Source organism: Streptomyces sp. NPDC001933 (assembly GCF_042890955.1).
Lineage (GTDB): Bacteria > Actinomycetota > Actinomycetes > Streptomycetales > Streptomycetaceae > Streptomyces.
In genome coordinates this window covers 1-1,259 of the sequence record NZ_JBIASS010000124.1, presented here as the reverse complement: position 1 = coordinate 1,259, position 1,259 = coordinate 1, and the positions used below count along the sequence as shown (strand labels likewise).

Genomic DNA, 1,259 nt, shown 5'->3' with positions numbered 1-1,259 from the left:
CGCACTGTGCATGCTGGATCCTGAGCTGCCGACTGCCCGTAGCCTTCCTCCATGCAGGCAACTTTGATGATCTACGACGGCACGGCCGCGCCCGACGCAGACGTGCCACGTACCGGGGGTGTGCCGCTGGCCCCCGAGGGGTTCACCTGGCCGGTGTGCGGCAACACTTGCGGAGGGCCGATGCAGTTCTTCGCACATCTGCCGGTCGAGTACGGCGTCCTGTCGGTGTTCGTGTGCCAGAACGATCCGGGCGCCTGCGAGCTGTGGGACGCGACCTCCGGGGCGAATCGGGTCCTTCTTTTCCCGCCCGCGGGACTGGTACCGGTGGCCGTACCCGAGAAGGGCGTGACGCTGCTGCCCACAGTGTCGGCGATCACGACCGGGTCGTGACGCTCGAACCCGAGAAGGATGACGGCGACGATCTCCCGCCCGACGCATACGACCTCGCCCGTTCAGGGTGGAAGCGGGAGCCCGGCGAGCTGTTCGGGAAGCAACGCGAGGTTCTCGGATCGCTCGGCGGCAGCCCCTCCTACCTGGACGACGACCGGTTGCCCGGGTGCCCCTCCTGCTCCGGCACGACAGAATTCGCGGCACACCTGGAGGAGGGGATCGACCGGCAGACCGCGATGAACCTCGGCGGCCAGTTGGGCTACGTCTTCGTCTGCCGCCCCTGCTCCGAGGGCACCTTCCTCACGGGCTGAGCGCGCCTGTGGCGGCAGGCCCCGACCTGCTCTGCCTGGACGAGTTCGGCCACGCGAACCTGGACAAGAAGGGCGCCAAGCTGCTGTTCCAGATCTTCACCGAACGCGAGGAGCGCAAGGCCACCGCGGTCGCCACGAACTCCCCGTTCGCCGAGTGGGACAGGACCTTCGGCGACCGCCGGCTCTGCGCGGCCATCGCCGACCGCATTACGTTCCGCTGCAGCCTGATCCAGACCGGCACCGAGTCCTACCGCTTCCAGTCCACCGAAGCCGACCGCCAGGCCACCGCACGGTCATGAGACTCTCTGAATCCGGCTCTGACCAGACTTGCGTGACAGCTCAGCCCGGTGACCAACGGAGTTGGTCACCCAGGGACCGCGGTTCTAATCTGACGAGGTGATGAAACCGGAGGGGAGCCTGGTGCCGCGCCCGAGCGCGCGCGTGGTGTTGCTGGACGACGCCAGTCGGCTACTGCTGTTCTCTGCCCTGAACAAGGAGGACGGTTCCGTTCGGTGGTTCACCCCTGGAGGCGGGCTCAAGCCAGGCGAAACCCACGAG

At 67.4% G+C, this 1,259-nt stretch carries 4 protein-coding genes; all 4 read left to right on the top strand.

Annotated features, from left to right (window positions below):
- Positions 1 to 51: 51 nt before the first annotated feature.
- On the top strand, positions 52 to 390 hold the full coding sequence (locus ACFYY7_RS45725) for a hypothetical protein (RefSeq protein ID WP_388672419.1): 339 nt from the start codon (positions 52 to 54) through the stop codon (positions 388 to 390).
- On the top strand, positions 387 to 701 hold the full coding sequence (locus ACFYY7_RS45720; protein WP_388672416.1) for a hypothetical protein: 315 nt from the start codon (positions 387 to 389) through the stop codon (positions 699 to 701). The genes ACFYY7_RS45725 and ACFYY7_RS45720 overlap by 4 nt, the downstream gene beginning before the upstream one ends.
- Positions 702 to 709: 8 nt before the next feature.
- The gene (locus ACFYY7_RS45715) at positions 710 to 1,000 is read left to right on the top strand and encodes an ATP-binding protein (RefSeq protein WP_388672413.1); all 291 of its coding nucleotides are present in this window, start codon (positions 710 to 712) and stop codon (positions 998 to 1,000) included.
- 100 nt (positions 1,001 to 1,100) lie between these two features.
- A partial coding sequence (locus ACFYY7_RS45710) for an NUDIX domain-containing protein (RefSeq protein ID WP_388672421.1) occupies positions 1,101 to 1,259 on the top strand: 159 nt, incomplete at its 3' end.